Raw genomic sequence first — 23,012 nt, forward strand, 5'->3', positions numbered from 1 at the left:
AGAGGATTGGTGTATATCTTATGGGGACTAATTTTTATTTGATGAGTAGAAATAAAAAGCTAATGCGAGAGTAAATTATAATATGCTTTGGGGTAGAGCAGAGTCAGTTGAAAGGCTGGCTCTAATTTTTTGCACTTTTTTAGCAGACTGGCGAATAACTGTGCAGTTCATATAACTTCTTAAGAAGGATTCCAAACCATGCATTTACGCACTATGAAATAATGATTCCTCTGCATATCCACGATTCACTTTACGTACCTGAATTATATATTGCAAACAGGGAAATAATCGCAAGATATTGCGATTGTTATTGATGATGTAGTGATTCTGTGATATCATATAAAAATATGGTACATGAAAGCGGAGGTCAAAATGAAAGTATTGGTAATGAATTGTAGTCCTGTAAGAAATGGAGCAACAGCAGAAATTGTTAATATAGTTACTGCTCGTCTGGAAAAGAAACATGATGTTAAAAATATATGTATTGATGATTATGATATAAAATTTTGCAAAGGATGTAGAACTTGTCATAATACAGCAAAATGTGTTCAGAATGACGATGTTGATAGGATAATTGAGCAATATGAATGGGCTGATATTGTTATATCTGTCTCTCCGTCGTATTGGGCAGATGTACCAGGACAATTTAAATCTTTTATTGATAGATGCACTCCGTGGTGTAACACACATGAACCGCATGCCAAGATAAGTAGTGGTAAGAAGGGATATGTTATCGCATTAAGAACTGGACCGGGAATGAGGGAATGTGAGAGGATTATTGCAACCATAGAACATTTTTATGGACATATGGAAATTGAATGTTGTGATAGTCTTGGTTTGTGTTCGGTGGAATATAAGGAAGATTTGGACTGTAGGAAAGAAGAAATTATAGAATTTTGTAACCAGATAGAGTAAGTGGTTTATTGTATCTTACAAATATTTCAGAAAGAGTTAAGGATAGGTGGTAAAATTGATTCGAAAAGCTACTTTAGAGGATGTTCCCCAACTTGTGAGCTTGGCAATTCAAATGTGGAAATCACACACAGTTGAAGATTTAACAAAGATTTTTTGCGAACATATAAGAAAAGGTAAAAATATTATTTTTCTTGCTATATCAGAGGAACATATAGTTGGATTTGCACAATGCGGATTAAGGTTTGACTATGTAGAGGGAACTGATTCTAGTCCGGTAGGATATTTGGAAGGCATTTTTGTTTTAGAAGAATATAAAAAAAGAGGTTATGCGAAAGAATTGTTAGGAGAATGTCAGAATTGGGCAAAGGATCAGGGGTGCCTTGAGTTTGCGAGTGACTGTGAGTTGGATAATGAAGATAGTCTTAAGTTTCATTTGAAAATGGGGTTTGCGGAAGCAAATAGAATTATTTGTTTTACGAAAAGTTTAACAGATTTAGAGGAGTAGTATGTGATGGCAAAAAACTATAAATATAAAAAAGCAACCATAGCAGACATAGATGAACTTGTAAAAACTAGAATTATCGTCCTTCGAGCAGCTAACAAACTATCGAATGATGTGGATATGTCATTGGTGGAAAAAGAATCCTATGAGTATTATAAGCGTGCATTAGAAACCGGTGAGCATATTGCATATTTGGTGTATGATAATGGGGCATTTGTCGGTGCAGGTGGTGTCAGCTTTTATCAGGTTATGCCGACCTACCATAATCCAACAGGTAAAAAGGCTTATATTATGAATATGTATACAGCATCGGAATATCGGAGACAGGGGATTGCATTTCATACATTAGATTTACTGGTAAAGGATGTAAGGAAACAGGGCGTATCACAGATTGCTTTAGAGGCGACAGAGATGGGACGGCCATTGTATGAAAAGTATGGATTTGTAAAAATGGAAGATGAAATGGAGCTGATAAAATGACAAGAGTTTATTTCGTGCGTCACGCACAGCCGGAACACGATTGGGAAGAAGACAGAACAAGACCTTTGACGGAAGAAGGCAAGAAAGATTCTGCAATTGTTTTGGAATTTTTGAAGGATAAGAAAATAGATGCGTTTTATTGTAGTCCGTATAAACGTAGCATGGATACAATTGCAGAGGCAGCAGATTTTTTCACAAAAGAGATTATAACAGATGAGAGATTGAGGGAGCGTGAAAAGGGACTTGATGGAAACAACCACGGAATGTTCCGAAAACGGTGGGCTGATCACAATTATCATGAAGAAGGTGGAGAGTCCATTGCTATGGTGCAAAAACGTAACATAGAGGCACTGAATGAGATTTTATCAGATAATACGGATAAAGATATTGTTATAGGAACCCATGGTACTGCCCTTAGTACGATATTGAATTTTTATGACAATAATTTTGGATGTGAAGATTTTTTAAGAATTATTGACTGGATGCCATATATTATCGAACTGGACTTTGAAAGCAGCTGTAACGAACTGGAATTTGAATGTCCGAGTTACAGTTTTAAGCTGATTGGCAAACAGGAACATTGTTATATAGAGAAGGAATTTAAAGGTAAGTAGCGTGCGGATAAAAAGTAGTGAGGAATAGATGAATACACAATATTATATGGTCATTATCAAGGGTGAAATAAAGACATCCGAAATAATGTCATGTGGTTACAATAGAAATACCCAAAAATGGGATGTAAAATTCAATAATGGAAAAACATACTCGTATGCATATTTGAATGTGGAAAAGTTGACTGATCCGGAGGTTTTGAATCCTAACATGTATCGGATTAGCAGAGAAGGACGAGAGTTCTTTGATGTTAATGCAATATATGTATTTAGAAGCGGAAGGGAGTCTTATTGGCACATTTGTTTTGGCGATGGTAGTGAAAGAGATTATCGTCGGAGCGACTTGCATATTATAGAGTCATGTCTTGCCCAGAGTCAGTCATCAAATGTATTTGAATATATAAAGCAAATTGCAGGTTTGAGTAATCTTAAGAATGAAGAGACTGGTGAAAAATTATTGTCTAAGAAGTTTGACAAGATTTCTTTTGTGGGTAGTGATGTGGCCTTAGCAAAGTATTTGAATCCATCGTCATTGCAAGGGAAAAGAACAGAACGCGAATACATTCCGATTTTCCCATTTGGATGCAATAACAGTCAGTATAAGGCTGTAAAAAATGCCATGGAGAATCAGATCAGTGTTATACAGGGACCTCCAGGAACGGGAAAGACACAGACGATATTGAATATTATTGCCAATATATTAATGCAAGGGAAAACGGTACAGATAGTATCCAATAATAATTCGGCAACGGAAAACGTATATGAAAAATTATCTTCTCCAAAATACAATTTAGGTTTTATTGCTGCGACATTAGGAAGTTCTAAAAATAAGAAATTATTTGTTGAGCATCAGGACGCTGCTTATCCCGACTTTTCGTCGTGGAAAACGGGAGAAGATCCAAGTGTTTTGCAGAAGAAAATAGCAGAGCAATCCAGTCAGTTAAAAAGTGTTTTTGCTAAGCAGGAAAAATTAGCGTGTTTAAGGCAGGAACTTTCACAGTTGGTTACTGAACAGGAATATTTCAATCAATATGTTAAAGAATCAGATGTTCATACAGATAGTATTAAGTTCAAGAAAAAACTATCTTCAAAGCAATGGATGGTATTGTGGCAGGAGTGCCAGTTGATTTCAGAAGAGAAAACGGCAATAGGATTTTGGTTTAAGATAAAAGCTTTATTTAAATATGGAGTAACCGATTGGAGTATTTATAAGCAGGATATTTCAAAGATAATTACAACCTTTCAGGCAATGTATTATCGTGCAAAGCAGGCGGAGTTGTCTGCGGAAATTGCAGATATTGAAAAGTATTCAAATAGTGTTAATAAGAATTTGCTTGAGGATTTATGCAAACAGTCAATGGTTGTCCTAAAAGACAAACTGGCAAGGAAATATGAAGGTAACAGTAGTAGAAAAACTTTTAGTGAAGATAATTTGTGGAAGGAACCATACAATGTACTGGCTGAGTATCCGGTTATATTAAGTACAACATTTTCATCAAGAAACAGCCTGAATTCAGATGTGGTGTATGATTATCTTATCATGGATGAGGCATCACAGGTAGATATTGCAACCGGTGCGTTGGCATTGTCCTGTGCAAGGAATGTTGTTATTGTGGGTGATACCAAGCAACTTCCTAATGTTGTTACAGATGATATAAAGGCCAAAGCAAAAGCTATATTTGACAGATTTAATGTGAGTGAAGGATATCAGTATACAAACAGTTTTCTGCAATCCATTTTGGATGTTATGCCTAATGTAACACAAACATTGTTACGGGAACATTATAGGTGTCACCCAAAAATAATAAATTTCTGTAACCAGAAATTCTATCGTGGTGAATTGATTATTATGACAACGGATAAGGGTGAAGAGGATGTTTTATCGGTAGTAAAAACGGTAGCGGGAAATCATGAACGTAACCATTATAGTCAGCGCCAGATAGATGTTATTAAAAATGAGATTATACCAAAATATGTTTCAAATCCGGAAGAAACCGGAATTATTGCACCGTACAAAAATCAGGTAGAAGCATTAAGCAAGGAGATAACAGATATTGATGCTGCTACAGTGCATAAGTTCCAGGGCAAGGAGAAAGAGAATATTATCATATCTACTGTGGATGATGAAATATCTGATTTTGCAGATGATCCATATTTAATCAATGTTGCTGTATCAAGAGCCAAAAAGAAATTGATGTTGGTTGTAACTGGAAATGTGCAATCAAAAGAGCACAATATAACAGATTTGATTGATTACATTCAGTATAATAATTTTGAGGTTACTGAAAGCAAGATTTATTCGATTTTTGATTACCTTTACAAGCAGTATACTGAGGAAAGAAGAGTATACTTGCAGAAGCACAAAAAAGTATCAGAATATGATTCGGAAAATCTGATGTATTCATTGATAGAGGACATTATCTCAGCTAACAAGTATTCAAGCTTGGAAGTTGTTTGTCATTTTCCGTTGAATATGTTGATTAAGAATCCAGAATTATTAAATGAGCAGGAATGTCAGTATGCAATGAATCCAGCAACACATTTAGATTTTCTGATTTATAACAGAATTGGTAAAAAGCCTGTGTTGGCGATTGAGGTTGACGGATATGAATACCATAAAGAGGATACCATTCAGGCTTCAAGAGATTTATTGAAAAATCATATAATGGAGCTGTACGAAATTCCATTACTGAGATTTAAAACAAATGGTAGCGGTGAAAGAGAAAAGATTGTAGAGATGCTGGATAAGTTGGTTTGATAGCGTGAAAAGAAAAAGGAGAAATTACCATGGCTGTATCTTATAAACGATTATGGAAATTATTAGTGGATAAAGAAATGAGCAAATCGGATTTGCGTAAAAAGGCAGAAATTGCTCCTAACACAATGACAAAGCTTCGCCGTGATGAAGAGGTGAGCCTTACAATTCTTAGCAAAATCTGTAAAACCTTACATGCAGATTTTGGGGATATTGTGGAGTATGTGCCGGATGCAGAAATATGGGATTTGTATAATGAGAACCGAGAGCTTCTGGGAAAAGACCATATCAGAGGAGAACAGTTACCGATAGACGGATACCATCTGGTGGTGCATGTCTGGATCCGTAATTCTAATGGACAGTACCTTATCTCGCAGCGTTCTGCAAACAGACCAACACATCCTTTGATGTGGGAATGTGTAGGCGGTTCGGTTGTAAAAGGTGAGGATAGTTTATCAGGAGTAATTCGAGAGGCAAAGGAAGAGGTTGGCATTGATTTGATGCCGGAAAATGGACAAGTGCTTTTTACAAAGACACGAAAAATCATTGATGGAAAAATTTATAATGATATTATGGATGTTTGGCTGTTTGATTACGATGGAGAGGTTGATTTAGGCAATGCCACAACGGATGAAGTGGCACAGGTTGCATGGATGAATGGGGAACAAATAAAAGAATTATTTGATGCAAATATGTTTGTGGATACATTGGAGTATTTTTTTACGGAAGTGGATAAGTAGTAATTTGGAAAGTTGGTGGATATATGAAGGAAAAAGAACATCAATCCATAGAGTGGAAGGAATCATGGCAGGATGAGTATTTGAAATGGATTTGTGGATATGCCAATGCCTATGGTGGAACAATATACATAGGTACGGATGACGATGGTAATGTTGTAGGTATTGATAATGCAAGAGATTTATTAGAGCGAATCCCCAATAAAATTACGGACACAATGGGAATCATTGTAGATGTAAATTTGTTATATAAAGGCGAACTTGAGTATCTGCAGATAATTGTTGATAAATATCCATCTTTAATAAGTTTTCGTGGGAAATATTATTATCGTTCAGGAAGTACCATGCGTGAAATTACCGGAAAGGAATTAGAAAGAGCTTTGTTAAAAACGCAGGGAAGAACATGGGATGGTGTGCCTCTACCCAAACTGACGGTAGCTGATTTAAAGCAGGATGCAATACAGTTATTCAAAGATAAGGCAGTGAAAAGAGGAAGGCTTACAAAGGAAGAAGTCAGTGTGGAAGATACTATATTGATGGATAACCTGCACCTGATTGATGAAGATGGATATTTGATAAGAGCAGCAATGCTTGCGTTTTATAAAGATCCAGAGAAGTGGGTAACAGGTTCTTATATCAAAATCGGATATTTTGGAAAATCAGATTCGGATTTGGTGTACCAGGATGAGGTGCACGGTCCTTTGATAGAGCAGGTAGATAAGACCGTTGATTTAGTTTATACAAAATATATGAAGGCATTGATTGATTATGAGGGAGTCCAGAGAATTGAGCAGTTTATGTTCCACAAGGACGCATTTCGTGAGATTTTGTTAAATGCCGTTGTTCATAAGGATTACAGCAGTTGCAATCCAATTCAGATTAGCGTTTACGAGGACAAGATATATATTTGGAATGATGGTGAGATGCCTCCAAATCTGGATTCTACTGACAAGTTGTTTATGAAACATTCATCAAAGCCTTATAATCCGAAATTGGCTAACGTCTTTTTCAAAAGCGGTATGATTGAAGCTTGGGGAAGAGGATTTGAGAAGATTAGGGAAGCCTGTGCGTTGTATGATGGACCATTGCCGGAATACGAGATTAATGAGGCTGGAATTATGGTTCTTTGCAAGGCTTGTGATAAGTATCTGGGGTTGTTGAGGAATGATGGTCAGCATCATGGTCAATGCGACCAAGAAGGTGACCATGATGAAGAACAAGATATAATGAGGCAGATAATCGCATTTTGCATGGAACCCAAAACTGCAAGTGAAATAATGCAAAAATTCAATTTGGAGCGTTCATATTTTCGAAGGCATTATCTAAATAAGATGCTCAAAACTGGTAAGTTACAAAGAACTGAGCCTGATAAACCGAAAAGTAAGAATCAAAAGTATTATTCGTAAACATATTCATCAACTTGGTCACAATGACCAAGTTGAGAACATGTAATGTAAAACAATATATTTAGAAAAGGATTCGTTTTATACGTTATGAGGGAACAGAAGAAAAATTTGGAACAGAGATGAATGTAATTAAGGATGTCATCTTTGAAGGAACACTGCTTAACATGATAAATGAGGCAATTGCATATTTGGACACGTAGGTAAAAGAAAAAACATATCTTGGACCAGATGGAACATTTGTTACAGATGAGGAATATCCTAAGTTTGTCAGATAGGAATTGATCGTAAATGCGGTTACCCATCGTGCTTACAGTATTACCAGTACGGATATTCAGATAAAAATGTTTGATGATCATATAGTAGTTGAAAGTCCAAGAAAACTTCCGGGATTCTGTGACATATACGAATAGACAATATACGTTTCACACATTTTTCCAGAAACCCTAAGATTGCAGAGTTTTTAAAAAACTATAAATTTGTAAAAGAATTTGGCGAAGGCGTTAATCGTATGTGTAATGAGTTGGAGCAGGCGGGACTAAAAGATCCTGTTTATCATACAAATGCTTTTATGTTGCAGGCGGTTATTTATAATTCAAAAGTTGGAAAGACTATTGTTGAGAAAACCGCTGATTCATTTAAAAAATTGGCTGTTGCAGTCAATAAGTCGTTGATTGATTACCAAAGGCCGGCGATTGGAGAAGAAAAGTCGGCGATTGACGATAAAAAATCGGCGGTTGATAGGATAAAGTCGGCGATTGAGCAACAAAAATATAATGAACCTTCGAAAGCAAATATTCTTAAGGTGTATGATGAAATAGAGAAAAATCAGATTTTTGGAACAAAAGAAATAAAAGAAATTCTTGATTGCTCACCATCCACAGCAAGAGCAGTCATGACAAAACTTAGAGACATGAAAGTTGTTAAAGCGGTGAATGGTAAAGGAAAGGGAAAGTATGTATTCATAGAATAAAAATGAGATATAGAGTATTCCTGAATGTAAAAGCTCTATGTGTGGAAGTCAGGAGAAGATAAAAACTGAATTGGTTAAAGGCACAAATTTGGTTTAAGTAACTCTTATAATGAAGATGGGGAATGTCATAGAAAATGTCGTAGAAAGGTCATAGAAATTTTGAGAAAAATCAAGTGACTAAAATCAGAATATTCTAAGAAGAAGCTTTCTAAAGCGTGAGAGACGCTTAAAGAGTTTTCTGAAAAACGAATATTTCAAAGTTTGTCTCAACGAAGTCTCACGAGATTTGGGACTGAGTGAGACTCTATGATATAGCAAAATGCGATAAAATCAGTATTTGCAGGTGAATTATAAAGTTGTAGTCTCAAGTCAGTCTCATTTTTGAAGTTGTTTGTTGAGACTAACTTGAGACTGAGGAGGTTCAAAATCATGGACATAAGCAAAAAGGATTGGAAGCTATTTCGAGAAAAATTATCAGGCTGGCAGGAAAATTATATAGAAGGTCTTGTTAAAGAGTATGCAAATTTTCTGAATGATGATATAAAGCCTGCATCAGAGAGATTCTGGGAACTTGAAAAACGGATAAAAGAAGATAAGCGTCATCCGGGTGTTATCATGGAACTGAAAAAATCAGAGGTAATATGGGATATTGTTCGTCTTATTAGACTGAAAGTAATTACATATAATGATTTATCAGACTTTAGTGATGAATTACAGAATGAAGTAAAAAGAATACTTGAGATGTATAGATAATGACGGAAAGGGAGGTATGACAAATGCGTGATCCAATAGAGAATGTGACTAGATTGCAGAAGCAGTTGAACAATCTGCAATTGGAGAATCAGGTATTAAAGAATATATTGGATAAAGCAGGAGTGTCATATCAAAATGAACTGGCAAGTATAAGGGAAACGGAAAAGAAAGAGGATTTTGATCCAGAACAAGGTAAAAGGATTGTGTACCCCAAAGAGATTACAGACAGGATGGCAAAGCTCTTTTTCTCATTCTTTTGGGGAAGAACAGATGTATATGCGAAAAGAAATGTAAATAAAAACGGAGAGGCGGCATATTATCCGCAGTGTGATAATTTCTGGTCAGATAATTGCCATAGGAAATTAAATACACATATAGACTGTAAGGATTGCAAATATTGTTCGTATACAAGATTAGATTTATCAACTATATTGACGCATTTGAGGGGAAACTCTTATGTTGCAAAAGATGTAATTGGTGTATATCCATTATTTAGTGATGGAACATGTAGGTTTCTGGTGTTTGACTTTGATAATCATGAGAAGAATGCAGAAAAAAGGGACTTTGCAAATACAGATGATACATGGATTGAAGAAGTCGAAGCTATGAGAGATATCTGCACATTAAATGGGATAGAACCTTTGGTAGAACGTTCTCGTTCAGGAAAAGGTGCACATATATGGATATTCTTTGACAAGCCAATATCGGCGGCAGTGGTTCGTAAATTTGGCTTAGCACTTTTAGATAAAGGTGCAGAGCAGGTGAATTTAAAGTCATTCAATTATTATGACAGAATGTTACCAGCACAGGATTCCTTAGAAAATGTGGCAATAGGAAATCTGATTGCATTGCCATTACAGGGAAGGGCGTTGAAAGATGGCAATAGTGCATTTGTGGATGGTAACTGGAATGCTTATCCTGACCAATGGAATGCTTTATTAAGTAAACCTAAGCTTTCAGAGGAATTTCTGGAGAATAAGATAAGGGAATGGACATTTACAGCAGATGACCTTGAAGCATCCAGTGATGAAGAAAATAGGGAAAAGCCATGGGATAGAATGAAAAATTTTGCAAAATCAGATGTTGATGGGAAAATGGACATCACATTATCAAATGGTATATATGTCGACAGCACGAATCTTAAGCCTGCGATGCAAAATAAGATTCGCAGAATGGCAGCCTTTAGTAACCCAGTATTTTATAAAAATCGTGCGATTGGAACATCTAATTATGATACTTCGAGGTGGATTTATCTTGGAAAAGACCATCTTGGTGGATACATACAGATTCCAAGAGGATTACAGGATGAATTAATAGCAAATATTGATAAGGCAGGAATTGAATATACTATTGATGATGAGAGGCAGCAGGGAAGAAATATTAATGTAGAATTCAATGGAGAACTACGACCTGAACAGAACAAGGCGTTAAAGGAACTGACTAAGCATGATAATGGAATACTTCATGCTGCAACAGCATTTGGGAAAACAGTTGTATGCAGTGCAGTAATTGCAGAAAAGAAAGTGAATACTCTGATCCTGCTTGAATCATCTGCACTTATAGAACAGTGGAAAGATGCTCTAAACAAATTTTTAATTATAGATGAAGAACTACCCCAGTACAAAACGAAAACTGGAAGATTAAGAACTAGAAAAAGTCTGATTGGAACATTGCAGGGAGTACATGATTCGATGACAGGGATTGTTGATATTGCAATGGTCGGCTCACTTTGCAAAAAGGGAGAGTTTCATAATTTGCTGAATGATTATGGACTTGTGATAATTGATGAGTGTCATCATTCTGCCTCTGAAACAATAGCAAATGTGCTAAAAGAAGTAAAAGCAAGGTATGTATATGGTGTGACAGCAACTCCGAAAAGAGGAGATGGACTGGAAAAAATCAATTATATGCTGATAGGACCTATAAGATATAGTTACACAGCAAAGGAAAAGGCTATGGAGCAGGGGATACAACATCTTGTATATCCGCGTTTTACCAGAACTGTTCCACCAAGAGGTGTACTTATCGGTAAGATGCATCCAAATGAAGCTTATGAGATTATTCATAATAATGATATCAGAGACGAACAGATTGTTGAAGATGTGAAGAATTGCGTATCAGCAGGTCGCACCCCAGTTGTTTTATCACGATACAAGGATCATTCAGAGAAACTGTACGAGCGATTGAAAGATTATGCAGACCATGTATTTTTAATGACAGGCAACAACTCAAAGAAAGAACATAAGAAGATTTTGGAACAGATGCATCAGGTTTATAAGGCGGAGTCTCTGATATTAATAGCTACAGGTTCACTTGTAGGAGAGGGGTTTGATTTTCCAAGACTGGATACACTTTTTATGGCAACACCTGTATCATTTCGAGGAGTTGTTGAACAGTATGCTGGTCGATTGAATCGTGATTATGCTGGTAAAGAAAATGTAATAATATATGATTATGTAGACAACCATATTACAATGTTTAATAACATGTATATGAAGAGACTTAAAGCATATAAACAGATTGGATATGAGATTGCAGGTGGTTTGCATAATGATAAACAGACAGCTAATGCAATATATGACGGTGATAATTATGCTGAAAATTATCATAAAGATTTACTGGATGCAAATAAAAATATAATTATTTCAAGCCCTGCAATTAGTGGGACAAAAGTTTATGAACTTATTAACCTGCTAAAAGAAAAGCAGTTATCAGGTGTTCAGATTACGATAGTAACATGGGCACCGGATTCCTATGGATTTGGAGATGCATCATACTGGATGCAGCTACATGAAGAAATGCGCAAAGCTGGTTTCTACATTAAAACAGTAGAAGAGTCATGTGAACGATTTGCTGTTATAGATCAGGAAGTTGTCTGGTATGGAAATATTAATCTTTTGGCGAAGGATAAGGTTGATGACAGTATTATGAGGGTTTTGAGTAAAGAGATAGCTAGTGAATTGATGGAAATTACATTTGGAGATAATGGTTGAGCTGAATAGGACTAAAACATATGGATTCCATAAGATGTAAAGAAGACGTTTCATGAGAATAGAGAAAGGAATGCGTTTATGAGCAAAGGATTACAGATAAGAAATAGCACTGTTGATTTCTTGGTTTTCACACGAGATGCAGGAGAAGACGGAATAGAAGTCAGGGTTCAGAATGGCGATGTATGGCTTACGCAGAAGGCAATTTCACGGCTTTTTGATGTAGATAGAAGTGTGATTACAAAACATCTGAGCAATATTTTTAAAGAGGGAGAATTAGATGAAAATTCAGTTTGTGCAAAATTTGCACAAACTGCGGATGATGGGAAAACATACAATTATAAGTTTTATTCATTAGCTGCAATTATTGCTGTGGGCTATCGCATTAATTCAGAGCGGGCAATGCAGTTTAGAACATGGGCAACAAAGGTATTGGATACATTTACAAAGCAGGGTTATGTTCTTGATAAAAGCAGATTGATTAATGGACAGATTTTCGACGAAGATTATTTTGAGCATCTTATTGCTGAGATTCAGGAAATCAGAGCAAGTGAGAGAAGATTTTACCAGAAAATTACAGACATATATGCAACAGCAGTTGATTATGATAAGAATTCACAGGTGACAAGAGAATTTTATGCAACAGTTCAGAATAAGATGCATTATGCAGTTCATGGTAATACAGCGGCAGAAGTGATAGTGGCAAGAGCTGATCATAATAAGGAACATATGGGACTTAAATCATGGAAAAATGCGCCTGATGGTAAAATAGTAAAAACAGATGTGTCAATTGCAAAAAACTACTTGGAAAAAGAAGAACTTGCAGAATTAAATGAGATTGTGACAATGTATCTTGATTATGCAACAAGACAGGCACGAAGACATATTCCTATGACTATGGAAGATTGGAAAACAAAGCTTGACGCATTTCTTAGATTTAATGATGCTGATGTACTTCAGGATAAAGGAAAAGTAACAGCAGCTATTGCAAAGGAATTTGCAGAAAGTGAGTTTGAGAAATACAGAATTATACAGGATTCACTATATGAAAGTGACTTTGATAAATTGATGAATGATATGGAAAAGAATGATAGCTGATATTTATCACGTTACAAAACAGTGTCCATTAAGATACAAGAAAGTATATTTCGCTGGATGATAAGAATCAGTATTTGATCATAGGAAGAAATCCAAAGAATTTATTTACAACAAGTGATAATTTATTTGAGCTCGTGAGTGAGAAAATGGGGGAGCAGAAAGAATTTAGTCTGAAAGAATATTTGTGAGCTATATTAGTATTTTCCGTAACATGGTATGGCTAACAGGAGTGTGGGAAGAGATTGATTTTGAAACGGTAAGCAATGTGGCAGTTGGTGAAATTCAGCAAGTAATTCAACAGATTATTTTATGTCTGAGATGAAAAAATTATGATTTATCAGATAAAAAGAGCGATGTAGTTTATATACACCGCTCTTTTTGATTGGCATGGTATTTTATTTTTCTAGCAGTTTGCGTGCATATGTAAGTATTCTGCCTTCTACATTGCTGTCCTGCTTGATCATTTTGATGAGTGAATAAAGCTCAGGGTCATTGGATGAAGAAACAATAATGTAATCAGGATCTGTCTTATCAGATGTTCCGTAAAGAAAATCTACGTTGCAATTAAATGTCTGCGCAATGAAACCGACTGTAGGATAAGAGGGTTCACGTTGTCCATTTTCATAGCGGCCATATACCATTGGCGAGATATTAAGGCGACGTGCGGCCTCTGCTTTATTTATATTTAGAGTATTTCTGAGTTGGATTAATCTTTCAGGTTGAAATTTCATAGGTAAGCTCCTTCTTAAAAATCGATATTCAAGTGCTTGAATGTAATCATAAAAGATTATAAATTATAATTTTGTTTTTTTCAATGTTTACGTTGACAATAACCATTGGATATGATATTATTTCAATAACCAATGGTTACACATATGGATGAATAGAGGGGAATAAAATGGAACATTATATTGAGATTCAAAGACTAAGGACACAAGACGTGGTCGTTGATGATACGTTGACACTTGAAAAAAACACGGATGCATTTATACAGGGAGATATAATCAGTATCACTGAGAAAATAGATGGTGCCAATTCAAGTATATATTATGATAAAAAGCTGGATAGACTGAGATGTTTTAGCAGTAAAAATGAACTTGATTTCAGCAACCAGTTGAGAGGTTTTTTGACTTATGTTGAGAGTCTGGATAAGGAGCCGTTTATTAAATATCCGAATTATATATTTTTTGGAGAGTGGCTTGTGAGCCATACGGTCATTTATGATGATTCCAATTATAACAAATGGTATTTATTTAGTGTGTATGATACAGTTTCGGGCAGATGGCTGTCACAGGATTTTGTCAAAAAATTTGCAGAAAAAAATGATTTTTGTTATCCGCATGAATTATACTATGGACCATTTATTAGTTGGAGCCATTGTCTCAGCTTTGCCAATGCCCCGGCATATGGCACACAGCAAGAGGGAATCGTCATAAAGAATCAGACTGCACTGGAGCAGGAGAGAGGTCCGCATATATTAAAATATGTAAATCCGGAGTTCAAGGAAACGCAGAAGAAGAATCATAAAAAGAAACTTGAAGATCCGAATAAATTGAACGAAAAAGCAGAGGCAGAAGAGTATATACGCATGATTGTAACAGATGCAAGGGTTATGAAGTGCTATCATAAGCTTGTTGATGATGGAATTTTGCCGGAGAAATTTGAATTGAAACATATGAAGCATGTTGCACAAAATCTACCGAAGGCTGTGTATGAGGATTGCGTGAAGGAGGAATTGGAGATTTTAAAGAAAGCCGGTGAGTTTGGAGGCAGACTTTGCAGTAAGGTGACAATGGAAATTATTAAAGATAAATTGAAGATTGGTTGACTTTTTTGGCTGGAATTGTTAGGATATAAATGAAAGTTTACCACTGACCGATATGTGGTATATAAATGGTCGGGTTGAAAGTTTACCACTGACCGATATGTGGTATATAAATGGTCGGGTTGAAAAAGTCTTTTGCAGTAGTGCAAGAGACTTTTTTTGTGGAGATTAACAAATGATAAGGAATGGTTTTTATATTATCAAAGATAGCTTTTTTTCGGATATGTCGGATCCATATTTGAAAGGAAATAAAAAACAAAATAGACCACACTACTATTGTTTTGAAGATAGCAATTATAATGGAATATATTGGATGATTCCTCTTTCAAGTCGGATTGATAAGTATAAGAAAATAGTAAGTAAAAGAACCGGTAAAGGAAGAACCTGTGATATAATTCACATTGTGAAACTTGATGATAGTCATGAAAGCGCTTTTTTGATACAGGATATGTTTCCAATTTCAGAAAAATATATAGAACGGGAATACACTATAGCAGGTAATCATCTTCGTTTAACCAGTGAACATGCTGCAAAAGAAATTGAACAAAAAGCAAGAAAAGTTTTGGGAATGCTGAAAAGAGGAATAAAATTTACTCCAACCCAACCAGATATACAGAAAATATATGAGAGGCTGCAACAGGATTTACCAGCAACACATTTGTAATTTTATAATAATCCGGGGGTATTTTCACTGTTTCCACCTATAATCCCCAAAATGGTTTAATAACGTTTGTTAACAATGCATATTGTAAATAAAAAATATCATTATTACAATAGAGATTAGAAATGCTTCGAACAATATGAAAGGCATAAAACCAATATGAAAAGACACATAAACATAATAATCACAGCCGTGGCATCGCTGCTTATCGTCACACTTGCGGGCAGAGAATTCATTAAAAATCATAAGAAAGAGTCTAATGATAAATCGTCTACGAATGTATCAGAAAATACATGTGAAGATATACCTGACACAAGTATATCTGACACAAGTATATCTGATACGTGTGTAGCTGATATGAATACATCTGACACGAGTACATCTGAAACAGAGATCCTGAAACAGACTTATGAAAATAATAAAGAGCAATTTTATATATCCGAAATTCCGGATGACATTTTTGAAAAAATGCAGGGCAAATCCTACAAGGCAGATTGTACACTCCCCAGAGAAAATCTGCGATATATACATGTACTACACGTAGGCTTTGACAATCAGGTGCATGAAGGTGAGCTGGTTGTCAATAAAGATATCGCAGATGATGTACTTGAAATATTTAAGGAGCTCTATGAGTCCGGATATCAAATAGAAAAAGTCAGACTCGTTGATGAATATGATGCAGATGATGAGGCATCTATGAGCGACAATAATTCATCGGCCTTCAATTTCAGATTTATCTCCCACACTACAAAGATATCGAAGCATGGAATGGGAATGGCGGTGGATATCAACACTCTTTACAATCCTTATGTCAAAACAGTTGATGGGGAGCTTTCGATTGAGCCTGCAAATGGCGCAGATTATGTTGACCGGAGCAAGGATTTTTCGCACAAGATTGACCATGATGATTTATGCTATAAGCTGTTTACGGAGCATGGTTTTGAGTGGGGAGGCGATTGGACGCATTCCAAGGATTATCAGCATTTTGAAAAATAATGCTGATAATTTCTACGGAAGCAGGTGACCTGCAGCCAGGTACAGCTCATACCATTCCTCGCGAGTCAGAGTAATATCGCATGCCGCGATAATTTCCTTCAGGCGGCTTTCACTTGAAGTTCCGGTAACAATCTGCATATTTGCCGGATGGCGTAAAATCCATGCGGCCGCAATAGTAGTATCGCTGACATTATATTTTTCGGCTATCACATGAAGTTTTTTATTCAGTTCCGGGTATTCGTCGCTTCCGAGAAAACAGCCTTTCCATGCCGGCATCTGAAACGGAGACCATGCCTGAAGAGTAATGTTGTGGAGGCGGCAGTAGTCGAGCAGACTTCCGTCGTGATCAATTGAACCGGGTGTTTCCATATTGACTTCCATACCATTTGCAACGAGATTGGAAACAGGAATGCTGAACTGAACCTGATTGACAACGAGTGGTTGGCGGACATATTTCTGTAGCAGTTCAATCTGCATCGGCTTATGATTTGAAACACCAAAATGGCGAACCTTTCCGCTTTCAAAAAGAACATCAAATGCAGCGGCAACCTCTTCCGGTTCTACGAGTGCATCCGGACGATGAAGCAGCAGAAAATCGAGATAATCTGTATGAAGCCTTTTTAAAATACCATCGACAGATTTCAGAATATGCTCCTTTGAGAGATCATAGAAGCCTTGGCGGATGCCACATTTTGACTGCAGGTAAATATCTTCACGCTTTATAGATGGATCGTCTGCAATTGCTTCGCCGAATACGCTCTCGCTCATACCGCCACCGTAGATATCCGCGTGATCAAAGAAATATGCGCCCTGTTCCAGAGCTGCATGAATAAAATGATTCATCTCATCCTTTGATTTTTCAGAAAAGCGCATGCATCCAACTGCAACTGAAGGAACCTTTCGTATGTGATTGCCTAAAATTGTTTCTCTCATAGTAAAAATCTCCTTTGTAATTATTTTCTAATTCCCATAATGAGTGCGGCGTAGCCCCAATCCCATATGAGCTTTGCAAAGCTGTTTTCCAGATATTCGCGTATGTCATCGTCATCATATCCTGTCATGCGTGAGATGATGACAATATGCTCTCTGATGGTTTCATATGTCAACGGACTATTGGCATTGTGACTGTACCACAAGAAAAGACTTTGACGTATAGCAGTGTATTCAATCATAATCCACTGCATTTTGATAATCATGTGTTCAATAATCTTTTTAGTGGATGCTGCTTCAGGCGATATCAGGTCGGAAAACAGCTCGTTTGCCAGATAATTGCGAAAAACAATGTCATAATCTGTGAGCATTGAGCAAAATTGTTTCCGTGATGTTTGCAAGGTGCGGCTCATGGAATTATTGTCTGACTGTGAATAAATATTGGAGTATTTACAAGCCTCGGTCAGTACAGGCTGAAGAAAGGCTGTATATAAACCCTCTTTACGATAATTTACTGATAAATCCTGAAGCAGCTCATTGCATTCGATAAATGTATCTTCGTCCGGGATATGGATATCTTCCATGGCGGTATTCAGTTCATTAAGCGTCTGGTCGGAAAAATATTCCTGTATATGTGCATTGGTGATTGGCTGGTTTTTATATAATTCCAATAAAATGTAAAGCCCGTCAAGCAAAGCCTGCTCCACTGAAAGCCCTTGGTCAGATATCAGTTTAATCAGATTATCACGGATTAAAAATGCCGTAGATAAATTATTCCGGGTCTCGGATATTACAGGAAATGTGACAGGTTTTTCGCACCACAGGTCGATAACTGCCGGACAGCACGGCATGAGTGTTCGTTCTTCATGTGTTGAAAACAGGTGGATTTCTCTGGGAAACAGTGCACATGTCTCTGAAAGCACTTCATCTGAGTATGTCATTACAAGATGACATAGCTTATCCTTTGAAAGAAACGGACACCGATGTTTTTCGTCTAGTTTAATAACCAGACTGCCATCCTTATGGCATGTGTAAGAGCTTAGATTGTCACTTATTCCAGACACTTTATCAGCAGAAAAAGGGGCTGTAGATAAAGTATCCGGAGGAGAAAGCTTCTTCCATTTGCGGTTTGTAGCGTCATCTACTGCAATTTTCCACTCCTGACAGCATGTGATACTGCATTTGTCAGCAATACATTTGAAATTGTTGTAATAGTCCGGTTGATAGTTTTTCATGTTTTTCCTTTACTTATATTATACAGATTTGTGAATAGAGCATAGTATAGCTTGTTATTATCAATCAATCACATGATGATTCAGCCATTTTCTTGAGTGGAATCTGGCAGTAAATATAATAGAACGAAGCATCCAGTCACAACCCATGCCAATCCACACTGCAATCGGACCAAAGCCCCATACACGGCAGAGGTATATGCACAGGCTTACACGGCAAAGCCACATTGTGCAGCAGGATACAATCATGGAGAATTTCACATCGCCTGCGGCACGCAGTCCATATGGCGGGATGAAGGATGGTACCCAGCAGATTGGCTTGACAATTGTGATAAAGATAATCATCTCAAAGCAGAGCCGTGCACTGGCAGGTTCCATTCCGGCGAGCATTGTAATGGGCTTTGTGAGTATGAAAATAATCAGACAGCTGGCAATGATTACAACCTCAGACACCAGTGACAGTTTTTTGATATAGTAGATGGCTTCATCCTTTCTGCCGGCACCCAGACACTGTCCTACAACAGTCATAAGACCTATTCCTATTCCGATAGCGGCAATACCATTTAAGTTTTCGAGGATATTGGTCATGGCCTGGGCAGCGATGGCCACGGTTCCAAGAGTGGATACAGTAGACTGGATAGCCAGCTTTCCAAACTGGAACATGCTGTTTTCGATTCCTGATGGGATACCGATGAGCAGGATTTTTTTAATCAGGCCCCATTCAGGGCGTATAGACATATAGTTCTTTATGAAAATCGGTTCATTTTCCCTTCGAAGCTGTATGATAACGACAATCGCGCAGAATATTCGGGATACGAGAGTGGAAATAGCAGCTCCCTCAACACCCATGCCGAAGCCGAAAATCAGAATAGCGTTGCCGCCGATATTCATAAAGTTTGAAATAACAGATATGACCATAGGATTGCGACTGTTATTCTGTGCGCGCATAATGGATGCGCCGGCATCATAGAGACCTATAAAAGGAAATGACAGCAATGTAAAAAAGAAATAAACCTGTGAGTTCCTCATTACATCAGCTTCAACAGCGCCAAATATGGCACGAAGCAGCGACTTTCTTGTTATCAGACAAAAAGCAGATAAAAGTATAGATAGAAATGCCATGACAAAAAATACCTGTCTTGCAGCATGGCGGGCACCTTTTGTATTGTGACTTCCCAGATACTGTGAACAGAGAATCGCACCACCGGCGGCAAGCGCTGAAAGTGCCTGTATGACAAGGATATTGATTGAGTCTACAAGCGAGACCGCTGAGATAGCGGCAGAACCTACATTGCTGACCATCATTGTATCCACAGTTCCCATAAGAGAGGCCAATAGCTGTTCTATTATTATCGGAACCAAAAGCTTTCGAAGCTGAGTATTTGTATAAATATGATTGGTTGTAGTATGCAGGTTTGCTGTTTTTATTTTATCTGAATGTAAATTTGTCATATCTGATTACCTTTATTGCTATATGATTAAAGGGTCAAAATACCTTTGGACCCTCATATCATTATATATTTTACGTGTTTAGGTTAGTACGATAAATTCGTAATGTCAATAAGGAATATTTAAAGTGCTGGCAAAGTGTTAGTAATAAAATTATTTAAAATGTCAGTAACTTCTATTTTTTGAACAATATTGCACAATCCTCTTTTATTTTGAACCAAAAAGTTATACAATAGTACCATAGTAAAAGGTATCAAAACTAATTCCAAAATTAAATCACGAGAGGTATCAACATGAAAAAAGCAAAGAAACCACCTCTGTACAAAAGCTTCGGATATGCCTTCGAGGGCATATTTACATGCATCAGAAATGAGCGCAATATCAAGATACACTGCACTGTCGCGATACTTGTAGTGATAGCAGGAGCGGTACTTGGGATAACACCGACTGAGTGGTGCATCTGCCTGACGCTGTTTGGATTGGTGATAGCCCTGGAGCTGGTCAACACTGCGATTGAGTCAGTTGTAGATTTGGTAACGACAGAGCGAAAGCCGCTTGCCAAGACAGCTAAGGATACGGCAGCAGGAGCAGTGCTTGTTGCAGCAATAATGGCTGCGATAGTTGGACTTATCATTTTTGTGCCAAGGATTGTTTCACTATAATAACAGGAAACGGAGGATTTTACCATGGAAAGACTTACAGACGGATTAAAGAAGATTATACTTGCAGGAATAGGAACAGTGGCAGTGACCGCTGAGAAATCAAAGGAAGTGCTTGATGAGATGGTCAAGAGAGGTGAGCTGACTGTCGAGCAGGGCAAGGTGCTCAATCAGGAGCTTAAGCACAATATCAAGGACACAGTAAAGAAAAATGTAAATGTATCTGTTAAGCCACAGTCACCGGAGGAGCTCGAGGAGCTTTTGGACAAGATGACACCTGAACAGATACAGGCTTTAAAGAGCAAGCTTGCACAGATGGATGAGGCTGACGTGGATCAAGAAGCTGATGAAAGCGTTTTCGAGGATGAGGACATTGTAACAGATACTTCAGCCGATGGAAAAAGTGCTTCCGGTGGAGAATCACAGACAGTGGATATAAAAATAGAAGCTGAGGACGATAAAGAGGAAAGCGTGAACTAGTATGGATGGCCGCCTGAAGGAGATGACAGCGGTACTGAAGAAGTACAAGCTCACGCATGGACTTACACCCGAAAAATTCAGACTTATATTGCAGGAGCTGGGACCTACCTATATTAAGCTTGGACAGATAATGTCGCTTCACTCGGATATTCTGCCAAAGGAATATTGTGAGGAGCTTATGAAGCTATGCTCAGATGTGGAGCCGATGCCGTTTGAGCAGGTGGAGGCTGTCATAGATGCTTCATTTGGCTATTCATGGAAGGATGTTTTTGCTTCAATAGATAAAAAGCCTCTTGGGGCAGCTTCTATAGCGCAGGTGCACAGGGCCACACTTAAAACCGGTGAGCAGGTGGTTGTGAAGGTGCAAAGGAAGGGCATTCACGAGGTGATGTCAAAGGATATGGCGCTGCTTCACAAGGCGGTTAAGCTTGTGCCACCCATCTCTATAAAGGGCATTGTGGATTTTGACATGGTGCTTGATGAAATGTGGGCTGTGGCACAGGAGGAGATGAATTTTCTGCTTGAGGCATCCAATATTGAGGAGTTTGCCGGCAATAACAGGGATGTTGCATTTGTAGCCACACCAAAGCTTTACCGCAAGTATACCACATCACATGTGCTTGTCATGGAGTATATAAAGGGCTTTAATATCGATGATAAGGAGGGGCTTTTAAAGGATGGCTATGATCTTGAGGAGATAGGCAGCAAGCTGATTGACAACTATATCAGGCAGGTGATAGAGGATGGCTTCTTCCATGCGGACCCGCATCCGGGCAATGTAAAGATAAGGGATGGCAAAATTGTCTGGATTGATATGGGCATGATGGGAAGGCTTTCTGAGCATGACAAAAAGGAACTGAGCAATGCTGTTTACGGCATCGCCATGAACGATATCGGCATGATAGAGGATGCGGTGCTTGCAATTGGTGACTTTAAGGGTGAGCCTGACAGGGCAAAGCTGTACAAGGATATCAAAATAATCATGAATAAATACGGCAGTCTGGATATGGGACAGGTCGATGTCGCAGAGTTTATTCAGGAGCTTTTGGAGGTAATGAAGAACAACCGCATTGTTATGCCGCATGGTTTTACAATGCTTGCGAGGGGCATCACTCAGATAGAGGGCGTGCTTGCGGATATTGCACCTGGCATCAACATGGTTGGGATTGCTTCTGCAAGGATTAAACAGGAGATGCTTAAGAATTTTGATTTGAAGGGCGAGCTTAAAAAAGCCGGGAAGACAGCCTACAAATCAGCTCACCGCATGGCAGAACTGCCGGATAGGCTGGCGCAGATACTCGAGGAATATCAAAGAGGGCAGACAAGCATAAATTTTGACATGCATGCTTCTGATGAGCTTGCGAGGCTTTTACACAGGCTGGTGAGAAATATCGTCATGGGCTTATGGGTTATGGCACTTCTAATCAGCTCAAGCATAGTGTGTACCACAGATATGACACCTAAGATACTTGGCATACCGGCGCTTGGTGTTATGGGATATGTGTTTGCATGCATCATAGTGCTTTATACGATTGTGAAGCATTTCATATCCAGACGATGATA

General features: G+C 37.7%; 21 protein-coding genes and 1 pseudogene. 18 read left to right on the forward strand and 4 right to left on the reverse strand.

From position 1 onward, the window contains the following. The first annotated feature begins 354 nt into the window (after positions 1-354). The 12 genes and pseudogenes from EUBREC_RS02875 to EUBREC_RS02925 all read left to right on the forward strand — a co-directional run bounded on the left by EUBREC_RS02875 (position 355) and on the right by EUBREC_RS02925 (position 13,217). Positions 355-915 (forward strand): flavodoxin family protein, encoded by a 561-nt coding sequence (locus EUBREC_RS02875; protein WP_012741551.1) that lies wholly within the window; start codon positions 355-357, stop codon positions 913-915. A 46-nt stretch (positions 916-961) separates the two neighbouring features. Beyond that, complete coding sequence (gene aac(6') / locus EUBREC_RS02880) at positions 962-1,420, forward strand: aminoglycoside 6'-N-acetyltransferase (protein ID WP_012741552.1); 459 nt, start codon at positions 962-964, stop codon at positions 1,418-1,420. A gap of 6 nt (positions 1,421-1,426) precedes the next feature. Beyond that, the gene (locus tag EUBREC_RS02885; protein WP_012741553.1) at positions 1,427-1,897 is read left to right on the forward strand and encodes a GNAT family N-acetyltransferase; all 471 of its coding nucleotides are present in this window, start codon (positions 1,427-1,429) and stop codon (positions 1,895-1,897) included. After that, positions 1,894-2,511: a histidine phosphatase family protein gene (locus EUBREC_RS02890; RefSeq protein WP_012741554.1), complete on the forward strand. Its 618-nt coding sequence runs from the start codon at positions 1,894-1,896 to the stop codon at positions 2,509-2,511. The genes EUBREC_RS02885 and EUBREC_RS02890 overlap by 4 nt, the downstream gene beginning before the upstream one ends. Positions 2,512-2,539: 28 nt before the next feature. Continuing rightward, entirely contained in the window at positions 2,540-5,266 is a 2,727-nt protein-coding gene (locus EUBREC_RS02895; protein ID WP_012741555.1) for an AAA domain-containing protein, read from the forward strand. Positions 5,267-5,295: 29 nt separating this feature from the next. After that, positions 5,296-6,003, forward strand: a complete 708-nt coding sequence (locus EUBREC_RS02900) for a helix-turn-helix domain-containing protein (RefSeq protein WP_012741556.1) — start codon at positions 5,296-5,298, stop codon at positions 6,001-6,003. 23 nt (positions 6,004-6,026) lie between these two features. Next, a complete protein-coding gene (locus EUBREC_RS02905) occupies positions 6,027-7,406 on the forward strand; it encodes an ATP-binding protein (protein ID WP_012741557.1) in 1,380 nt (459 codons plus the stop codon). Between the two features lie 448 nt (positions 7,407-7,854). Beyond that, positions 7,855-7,914 (forward strand): annotated as a pseudogene (locus tag EUBREC_RS18360) (hypothetical protein); the annotation flags it as partial. Further along, positions 7,915-8,376 carry a hypothetical protein gene (locus EUBREC_RS16560; RefSeq protein ID WP_012741558.1) on the forward strand — a complete coding sequence of 154 codons (462 nt, stop codon included), beginning with the start codon at positions 7,915-7,917 and terminating at the stop codon, positions 8,374-8,376. It abuts the pseudogene before it with no gap. 429 nt (positions 8,377-8,805) lie between these two features. Further along, the gene (locus EUBREC_RS02915; protein WP_012741559.1) at positions 8,806-9,129 is read left to right on the forward strand and encodes a hypothetical protein; all 324 of its coding nucleotides are present in this window, start codon (positions 8,806-8,808) and stop codon (positions 9,127-9,129) included. Between the two features lie 23 nt (positions 9,130-9,152). Then, complete coding sequence (locus EUBREC_RS02920) at positions 9,153-12,122, forward strand: TOTE conflict system archaeo-eukaryotic primase domain-containing protein (RefSeq protein WP_012741560.1); 2,970 nt, start codon at positions 9,153-9,155, stop codon at positions 12,120-12,122. 78 nt (positions 12,123-12,200) lie between these two features. Further along, positions 12,201-13,217, forward strand: coding sequence for a virulence RhuM family protein (locus EUBREC_RS02925; RefSeq protein WP_012741561.1), 1,017 nt, complete (start codon positions 12,201-12,203; stop codon positions 13,215-13,217). 395 nt (positions 13,218-13,612) lie between these two features. Here the strand turns inward: EUBREC_RS02925 and EUBREC_RS02930 are convergent, their stop codons facing one another. Then, entirely contained in the window at positions 13,613-13,948 is a 336-nt protein-coding gene (locus tag EUBREC_RS02930) for a helix-turn-helix domain-containing protein (RefSeq protein ID WP_012741562.1), read from the reverse strand. A 167-nt stretch (positions 13,949-14,115) separates the two neighbouring features. Here EUBREC_RS02930 and EUBREC_RS02935 point away from each other — a divergent pair, with 167 nt between their 5' ends. From EUBREC_RS02935 to EUBREC_RS02945, 3 genes are all read left to right on the forward strand, one after another. Next, positions 14,116-15,045: an RNA ligase family protein gene (locus EUBREC_RS02935; protein WP_012741563.1), complete on the forward strand. Its 930-nt coding sequence runs from the start codon at positions 14,116-14,118 to the stop codon at positions 15,043-15,045. 172 nt (positions 15,046-15,217) lie between these two features. Then, positions 15,218-15,706, forward strand: a complete 489-nt coding sequence (gene cptIN / locus EUBREC_RS02940; protein WP_012741564.1) for a type III toxin-antitoxin system CptIN family toxin — start codon at positions 15,218-15,220, stop codon at positions 15,704-15,706. 156 nt (positions 15,707-15,862) lie between these two features. Continuing rightward, positions 15,863-16,699 carry a M15 family metallopeptidase gene (locus EUBREC_RS02945; RefSeq protein WP_012741565.1) on the forward strand — a complete coding sequence of 279 codons (837 nt, stop codon included), beginning with the start codon at positions 15,863-15,865 and terminating at the stop codon, positions 16,697-16,699. A gap of 12 nt (positions 16,700-16,711) precedes the next feature. Here EUBREC_RS02945 and EUBREC_RS02950 read toward each other — a convergent pair whose 3' ends face one another. Genes EUBREC_RS02950 through EUBREC_RS02960 form a run of 3 tightly spaced genes read right to left on the reverse strand, consistent with a single transcriptional unit; the run spans position 16,712 to position 20,313 of the window. Beyond that, the gene (locus EUBREC_RS02950) at positions 16,712-17,632 is read right to left on the reverse strand and encodes an aldo/keto reductase (RefSeq protein WP_012741566.1); all 921 of its coding nucleotides are present in this window, start codon (positions 17,630-17,632) and stop codon (positions 16,712-16,714) included. A 20-nt stretch (positions 17,633-17,652) separates the two neighbouring features. Then, positions 17,653-18,864 (reverse strand): flagellin lysine-N-methylase, encoded by a 1,212-nt coding sequence (gene fliB / locus EUBREC_RS02955; protein WP_012741567.1) that lies wholly within the window; start codon positions 18,862-18,864, stop codon positions 17,653-17,655. Positions 18,865-18,924: 60 nt separating this feature from the next. Then, positions 18,925-20,313 carry an MATE family efflux transporter gene (locus EUBREC_RS02960; protein WP_012741568.1) on the reverse strand — a complete coding sequence of 463 codons (1,389 nt, stop codon included), beginning with the start codon at positions 20,311-20,313 and terminating at the stop codon, positions 18,925-18,927. A 290-nt stretch (positions 20,314-20,603) separates the two neighbouring features. Here EUBREC_RS02960 and EUBREC_RS02965 point away from each other — a divergent pair, with 290 nt between their 5' ends. Genes EUBREC_RS02965 through EUBREC_RS02975 form a run of 3 tightly spaced genes read left to right on the forward strand, consistent with a single transcriptional unit; the run spans position 20,604 to position 23,010 of the window. Continuing rightward, the gene (locus EUBREC_RS02965) at positions 20,604-20,972 is read left to right on the forward strand and encodes a diacylglycerol kinase family protein (protein ID WP_012741569.1); all 369 of its coding nucleotides are present in this window, start codon (positions 20,604-20,606) and stop codon (positions 20,970-20,972) included. 24 nt (positions 20,973-20,996) lie between these two features. Then, positions 20,997-21,449 (forward strand): phasin family protein, encoded by a 453-nt coding sequence (locus EUBREC_RS02970; RefSeq protein ID WP_012741570.1) that lies wholly within the window; start codon positions 20,997-20,999, stop codon positions 21,447-21,449. 1 nt (position 21,450) lies between these two features. Then, entirely contained in the window at positions 21,451-23,010 is a 1,560-nt protein-coding gene (locus tag EUBREC_RS02975; protein WP_012741571.1) for an ABC1 kinase family protein, read from the forward strand. The last annotated feature ends 2 nt before the right edge of the window (positions 23,011-23,012 follow it).

The organism is Agathobacter rectalis ATCC 33656 (assembly GCF_000020605.1).
GTDB lineage: Bacteria > Bacillota > Clostridia > Lachnospirales > Lachnospiraceae > Roseburia > Roseburia rectalis.